The sequence below is a fragment of the Mesorhizobium sp. M5C.F.Ca.IN.020.32.2.1 genome (genome assembly GCF_004023105.1).
GTDB lineage: Bacteria > Pseudomonadota > Alphaproteobacteria > Rhizobiales > Rhizobiaceae > Mesorhizobium > Mesorhizobium wenxiniae.
This window is the reverse complement of sequence record NZ_RZSX01000289.1, coordinates 1-6,851: the sequence shown is the minus strand read 5'-3', so window position 1 is coordinate 6,851 and position 6,851 is coordinate 1. Positions and strand designations below refer to the sequence as shown.

7 protein-coding genes and 2 pseudogenes are annotated in these 6,851 nt (G+C 63.5%); 6 read left to right on the top strand and 3 right to left on the bottom strand.

Going from position 1 to position 6,851, the window contains the following annotated elements:
- From EOA86_RS16190 to EOA86_RS16180, 3 genes and pseudogenes are all read right to left on the bottom strand, one after another.
- Positions 1–562, bottom strand: a pseudogene (locus tag EOA86_RS16190) (PD-(D/E)XK nuclease family protein); the annotation flags it as partial.
- Between the two features lie 540 nt (positions 563–1,102).
- Positions 1,103–2,023, bottom strand: a complete 921-nt coding sequence (locus tag EOA86_RS16185; RefSeq protein ID WP_128342534.1) for an ImmA/IrrE family metallo-endopeptidase — start codon at positions 2,021–2,023, stop codon at positions 1,103–1,105.
- A complete protein-coding gene (locus EOA86_RS16180; RefSeq protein WP_128342532.1) occupies positions 2,010–2,402 on the bottom strand; it encodes a helix-turn-helix transcriptional regulator in 393 nt (130 codons plus the stop codon). Before EOA86_RS16180 ends, EOA86_RS16185 begins: the two co-directional genes overlap by 14 nt.
- A 159-nt stretch (positions 2,403–2,561) precedes the next feature.
- On the opposite strand from EOA86_RS16180, the gene EOA86_RS16175 reads away from it, so the two are divergent.
- From EOA86_RS16175 to EOA86_RS16150, 6 genes and pseudogenes are all read left to right on the top strand, one after another.
- Positions 2,562–3,272 (top strand): multiubiquitin domain-containing protein, encoded by a 711-nt coding sequence (locus EOA86_RS16175; RefSeq protein WP_128342530.1) that lies wholly within the window; start codon positions 2,562–2,564, stop codon positions 3,270–3,272.
- Positions 3,269–3,601 (top strand): hypothetical protein, encoded by a 333-nt coding sequence (locus tag EOA86_RS16170; RefSeq protein WP_128342528.1) that lies wholly within the window; start codon positions 3,269–3,271, stop codon positions 3,599–3,601. The genes EOA86_RS16175 and EOA86_RS16170 overlap by 4 nt, the downstream gene beginning before the upstream one ends.
- Complete coding sequence (locus EOA86_RS16165) at positions 3,598–4,101, top strand: hypothetical protein (RefSeq protein WP_128342526.1); 504 nt, start codon at positions 3,598–3,600, stop codon at positions 4,099–4,101. Before EOA86_RS16170 ends, EOA86_RS16165 begins: the two co-directional genes overlap by 4 nt.
- Positions 4,098–5,003 (top strand): ThiF family adenylyltransferase, encoded by a 906-nt coding sequence (locus EOA86_RS16160; protein WP_128342525.1) that lies wholly within the window; start codon positions 4,098–4,100, stop codon positions 5,001–5,003. Before EOA86_RS16165 ends, EOA86_RS16160 begins: the two co-directional genes overlap by 4 nt.
- Positions 5,004–5,012: 9 nt before the next feature.
- Positions 5,013–6,299 (top strand): ATP-binding protein, encoded by a 1,287-nt coding sequence (locus tag EOA86_RS16155; protein WP_245497287.1) that lies wholly within the window; start codon positions 5,013–5,015, stop codon positions 6,297–6,299.
- A 122-nt stretch (positions 6,300–6,421) separates the two neighbouring features.
- A pseudogene (locus tag EOA86_RS16150) lies at positions 6,422–6,851 on the top strand (peptidase S8 and S53, subtilisin, kexin, sedolisin); the annotation flags it as partial.

Here is a 6,851-nt window from a genome sequence, read left to right as displayed (position 1 = left end):
CGAACCAGGCGGCATCGGGGTCGCCGGGGTTGCGCCAAGTGAGCGGCACTTGCCGCGCCAAGGCCAGAAGCAGCGGGCGCCAGACCGGGGCGACGCGCACGACGCGATCAAGTTCTATCGCGCCGACGACCGCAGGCGCATGCGTCACGCGCTTCAGGGCGGCATCGCGCAGATCTCGCGGCGACAGGACTCCCGCCGGCAGACTCTCACGCAGACGGGCCTCGATCGTCATGAGATCCTTGAGCCGCGCGCTCTCATAGGCGTGGTCGGCCAATGCGAAGTCGGCGTTCCACAGCCGGGTCAGCGTCCAAGCCACGGACCGCGTCATGCCGGGCAGGCTTCGGATGCTCTCGAGTTCGCCGAAACCGCCGGCGTCGAGCGCCGACCGGATCGTCGGGTCAAGGTCCTCGGCTCGGGCCGGACGCGTGAAGCCGCCGGCGAGCCGCGCCGCAAGCTGCGGCAAGGTCATGATCTGCACGCCGGCTTCGCCACGACGTGCGGCGGCGATCCGCCTCATGCGCAAGGCGAGCGGCCCCTCAACAATGACGGTCCGACGATTCATCGTCCCCCAGTCTCCCCTTTCCATTTCCCACGTCGTCGTGCCCAGCCGCCGTATCGAAGTTCGTCGATTGCCGTCGCTCTGAAGCATAATCGCCATTCGCCGAACACAGGGGAATGCCGAATCCCAAGTACTTCTACTCTTGGGGCGCCTTCTTCATCCCTTCTGTTCGCCTACTGTCGGGGAGCAAAGCGGGTCTCTCCATGTCCCACCAGTCTCGGAGCGCGGGTAGCACCGCCACCGGCATCCGCGGCAACTGGGACACTGTGTCGATGTCCTCGTATCCGCCGGCCTCCGGGCCTGCCGTATGGCCGGATACATCACTTCTCGCGTCGCCGGCGATGAACCTCCCCGCGAGCCGTGCGGCGAGTAGACGAGGGAGCGTCAGGATCTGGCGACCGAAGGCTTGGGGAGATGCGGCGTCGAGACGCCGAGTTCGCAACGCCAAGGGGCCGTCGACAACGAACATATGGATATGCATATGCCGCCTACTCCACTAATCCCAACCCAGTTGATTGCGCTCCTTTGACCGTAAGATATTCGCTACTGACCGTGGATAATCGCAGTCACAGCCGTCAGCGCCTTCACCGGATAAACCAGCAGAAGCACATTGAATGTCGTGTCGAAGGCTTCGGCGACGCATTCATGCGCCTGGCCATTTCGATCTGTAATCGAAACAGTGGTGGGGCGTGTCATCTTCCTTCCGAGCGGCAAAACCCTGCCAAGTGAATGGTCAAGGGTGATCTCGGTCTCATCAGGGCGGCGAAACTGCCGCAGGTACGCGGGCGATGCCTCGATGCGCCGCACGACGGCCCGCGCGCCAGTCTTCTCGCAATACGTGACCGGCTCGAGGATATAGACCGCGCACGCGCGATGATGCGTGCGCGCGAATTCACGGCATGACGCATAGACCGACGCGCCAAACTTGCCGGCCAGCTTCATCGGCGTCTTAAGTTCGAGTTTGTGATCGGCCGCCATGGATGCGTAGCCGTCACCCTGAAACAGGACGAACCGGGCGAAATTGTTGGCCTCGCGCTCGAAGAGGTCGGAGATGGTTGGATCAAGCGTCTTCTCGCAATCTTGGAACAACCTGAATGCACTGCGGTGCGACGGCAGCTCATGATGTCCGGCCTCATGCAGCTTCAGGAAGTTCTGCTTGGACTTGTGGACGGTGTCGTCGATATGAATCAGCTGTTCGCCCGCATCATAGATGCCGAACACCTTGGCGATCGCGGATTTGAGGGCGGTTGCGGCAGTCTCGGCCTTGCCGAGCAGGTACTCTGTAATGCGCCTTGGATCGAACGCGCTCGCAGGCGCAATTTTCAGGCTGGCCGCTTCGAGAATGACGGCGGTCGGTGTCGGATAGATGCCCCATGCTGAGGCACGGTCCAGTGCGCGCCGTGCAGCCGACTGCACGGCGCGCAACTCTTCGGGGTCGAGACTACTGTCGTCAGCTTTGGCCACCAGGCTTTTTCCTGCTGCGCAGATATCCCAGGAACTGGACAAGCTCCGCTTCTTCTTCGTCGGTCAGATTATGGCCTGCGAAGGTCGCGACGCGGCCATGCCGCTGCTCGCCGCTTCGCGAGCGGGTCGGCACGATATAGCCGGCACGCTCCATCAGATCCTCGTAGCTGATCGCGTACAGCTCCGCGAGCGCGTGCAAAATGTTCGGGTTCGGCTTCTTGATGAGTCCGTTTTCGATCTGAGACAAGTACGCATTGGAAACGACTTTGTTGGTGGCCTTCTCCACGTCGCGCTGTGAGAGGTCGCGATCTTCGCGGATTGAGGCGAGATATCGTCCAAGCGTGAGCTTGACCTCTGGCTCAACGCTCTTCCTGGCCATGACTTCGCTCCTCCAAACTTCTTGATTCCGCTCATGTATTTAGCGTCGACCGCTAAGAATGTCAAGCGTGCCAGTAAGATGCTTGACATTCTTTGCATGCCACCCTATCTTATCACCACGGGCCGGCGATGGGCTGGCGCCAAGATAGAGGTACTTACGATGGAAACTGCACTCACTGGCGGCCAGGTCCGCGATCACCACGTCGAGACGGAGGCGGCGCGCCGTCCCGGGCCGGACGGCAAGTACTTCACCACCGTGAACGATATCACGGTCAAGTTCTCGGACGCGACGCCTGCGGGCGAACGCATCCTGGACAAGGCGGGGTTCAAGCCGGCCAGCGATTTCGTCTTGATCCAGCTGATGCGGCGCGGGACCCGCTCGATCGGCCTCGATGAAACCGTCGACCTCACCGCGCCGGGCACCGAGGCGTTCCGGGCGTTCCAGAGCGACCGCATCTTCCGCTTCACCCTGGACGATCACGGCTACGAATGGGGTGCCCGCAAGATCTCGGAGGCGGAGCTGCGCAACATCGGCCAGGTCCGTGACGACGAGGTGATCATCCTGGAGCGCGACGGCGAGGATGTCGAGCTCAAGGCCGACGACCATCTCGATCTCCGCGAGAAGGGCACCGAGCATCTGCAGACCGAAAAGCGGTTGATCACGGTCTACTTCGAGAACGAGCCGCGCGAGATTCCCCGCGGGACCTACACGACGGAGCAGCTCAAAACGCTGTTCGGCGTCCAGGAAGGTTACGTCCTCGAAGTGATCAACGAGGAAGGCAACCTCACCGAGCTCAAGCCGGGCAAGCGGCTGCGCGTGAAGGCCGGCATGCGCTTCTTCGAGCAGGTCCCGTGCGGAGGTTCGTCGTGAACGACGCGGCTGCGAATTTCGCCGGCCTCAAAGCGATGCATCCGGATGCCGTCCTCCTCAAGGAGGGCGGCAAGCCGGTTACCTTGTTGCCGGCGTTCGGGTTCGTGGCCGGCGACCAGCCCTACCGCATGGACCTGCTGCTCGTGCCGTTCCTGCACTCCGGCTACGTCACGCGGCTGTTCTTCGAGCGCAAGATCGAAGGGCGCGGCGCCAACTGGAACCCGCATCGCGTGATCGAGCGCAACTGGTGGGCGCCATCCTGGAACCACGTGCCGGATTCGCTTCGCTGGACGCAGATGCTTTTGGCGCATTTGAGGGCCGTTGCATGAATATCCGCTTCAAAATCACCGGCGGCTTGCTCGCCACGATTCGCGCAGACCTGCGCCGCCCGCACGTCTTCGCGCACGAGCGCGTCGGATTCATTTCTGCGGGGCTTGCCGCCGCGCACGACGATCTCATCATCCTTGCGCGAGAATACCGGCCGGTGCGCGACGAGGACTATTTGCCGGACCCGAGCGTCGGCGCCATGATCAGCGCCGAGGCTATCCGCGGCGCACGCCAGTGGGCCATGAACGACCGCGTTGCCATCTTCCACGTGCATACGCATGGTGGTCGCGGCATCCCAGGCTTCAGCGGCGTCGACATCCGGGAGAATGCCCGCTTCGTGCCGAACTTCGTCTCGGTCGCACCGCATGCCGTGCACGGCGCCATCGTGCTCAGCGACACCGCTGCCTTCGGCCAGGTTTGGCTGGACCGTAAATCGCCCCAGCCCTTCATCACCCGCTTCGCCGAGGTGGGCATGCCCATCCGGAACTGGAGAGCCGCATGACCCGCCTCGACCGCCAGAGCTTCCTGGGCGCTGATAGCGTCGCCATCCTTGACGCTGCCACGATCGGCATCGTCGGTCTGGGCGGTGGCGGCTCGCATGTCGTGCAGCAGGCAGCCCATATGGGCATCGGCGGCTACGTGAACGCCGATCCGGACGTCATCGAAGAGACGAATACGAACCGGCTGATCGGGGGGACCTTGGCCGATGTCGCCGTCAGCATGCCGAAAGTGTCGATTGGCGAGCGTCTCATCCGTGGGCTTCAGCCGAAAGCCCGCATCATCTCCGTGCAGGCCGACTGGCGCGACGCGGCCGATGATCTCAAGCGCTGTGACGTCATCATCGGCGCGGTCGACGGCTTCAAGGAACGCGAGCAGCTCGAGCGTTTCGCGCGCCGGCACCTCATCCCCTATATCGACATCGGCATGGACGTGCACGATCTGGGCAAGAAGGGGTTTCTGGTCAGCGGCCAGGTGATCCTCTCGATGCCGGGCGCGCCGTGCATGCGCTGCTGCGGCTTCATCACGGACGAGCGTCTGGAGCAGGAAGCCAAGCGCTACGGCGCGGCCGGCTCGCGCCCGCAGGTCGTCTGGTCGAACGGCGTTCTGGCGTCGACGGCCGTCGGACTGCTGACGCAGGTGCTCACGCCCTGGTACCAGACCCCCCCGAAATTCGTCTTTCTCGACTACGACGGAAACAAGGGCACGATGACGCGGAACGCTCGCATGGAGCTGATGCGCGATCATGTGTGCCCGCATCATCCGCCCGACGAGACCGGCGATCCGATGTTCGACATCCGCAAGCAGGCGTTTCGCCCGCGTCCTGCGGCGGCGCCCAAACCCGCGCCGCGATGGTGGCAGCGGATCTGGAGCCGCGTCTCTGGACGAGGGGGAGCCGCGATGTAGCGGCACGGCATGCTGCACTTCGTCCATATCTATCGCTTTGACGTGACTTCATTATTTTTATCTGTGGACGAGTTTTCTCCAGATATGGGAGAATTCGTCCGCCCCCGCTATGCTGGCGATCCAGCGCATTCCTTTCCAACCGACAGTGACATGGCCCAAGAGAACAAGAAGACCGACATCGAAGCCGACTTCCTCCAACTCGCCCGCACGGCCCTTTCAGGACGCACCCAGGACGTCCAGGTGGTGCTGCGCCGCGCCGCCAAGCGCTATCAGCCTGTGGTGCCGCATCTCGCCGAGGCCCTGACGACGCTGTTGCACGAACTGCCCTCTCCTGCGTCTCCCTTGCGCCGGCAGGCCGACGTGCCCCTCCCCGTGGACATGGACACCCGTTTGCATCTCATGCGCGTGGAGCCGGAGCCGGCGCTCGATCACGAACCTGTCTTCGCCACGAATCTCGAGGCCGCGTTGCGCCAGATCGTGGAGGAGCGCCGCAATCCGCAAGCGCTCGCCCGCGCCGGCCTCGATCCGACGAGGGCCGCGCTGTTCCTTGGCCCTCCGGGCGTCGGCAAGACCATGGCCGCGCGGTGGGTTGCGCGCGAACTCAAGCGCCCGCTTCTCATTCTTGATTTGGCGGCCGTGATGAGCAGTCTGCTGGGCAGAACCGGCAGCAATCTGCGTCATGTCCTGGAATACGCCAAGACCATCAACTGCGTCCTCCTCCTCGACGAATTGGACGCTATTGCCAAGCGCCGTGACGACCGGGGTGAGATCGGCGAGCTGAAGCGGCTTGTCACGGTCTTGATTCAGCAGATCGACGACTGGCCGACCTCCGGGGTGCTGCTCGCTGCCACCAATCACCCGGATCTGCTCGATCCGGCGATCTGGCGCCGCTTCGAGCTCCATGTCGAATTCCCGCTGCCCGACCGGCACGGGATTGAGCGCTTCATCGGCGCGACGCTCGCACCTTATTTTCCGGCGACAAAAGAATGGAGCGCCGTGCTGGCCTTGGCGTTCGCCGGCCGCTCGTTCAGCGATATCGAACGGGATCTCTCTGCGGCCCGAAGAAGCGCCGCACTTAGCAACACGCCGCTCGAGGAACAGCTCGCCGGCATCTTGGCCCACAAATCCCTTTCGAGAGCAAAACGGATTGAGCTGGCCGCGTCCCTGGTCGACTGCGGCCTCTTATCGCAGCGCAAGGCACGGGAGCTCACAGGGGTCGCGCGCGACACGATCCGCAGCCACACAGCGCCGCGAGTGAAGAAGACTCATCGCAAGAACGGCAGAGATACGTCATGACGAAGCGGAATTTTTTGCTTGGGAAGGGCGAGCGTCTTGTAGAGGACGTTGCGGGCGTCCGTGGCGGCGCGCCGAAAAGTCATCCCTACACGTTTTCCGAAGCGAGGGATCGCATCGCCCCGATGCTGACGCGCGTCGTCCGCGGCATCGATCAGTTGCCGGACGCGGCCTGTCCGGACAACCGGGCCGTGGCAACCGTCACGCTAAACCCGGAATACATCGCCAAGTCATATTTCCCGGAGCGGCTCTTCGAATCGGTCGGGCTGGAGCCGGTTGGCAGCCGGCCGCGCCGCATCACCCCGCAGAAGCGCTCCAAGGGTCGCGAGCCGGAAGAGACCATCACCACCGAACTATTCGTCATGGGCAGCCGCGACGCGTTTCGCGCCTGGCGTAACGAGCTGCCGCGTTGGGGCGAAGATGTGGCTGGGGCCAATGAACTGCCCACCATCGAGCAGGTCGCGGCCCCGTCGCCGCGCGACAAGATCAAAGGCCGGCTGCCGAAGAGCGGCAGGACCGTGTTCGAGGTTGTTCTTCACAGCGACAGCGGGACAG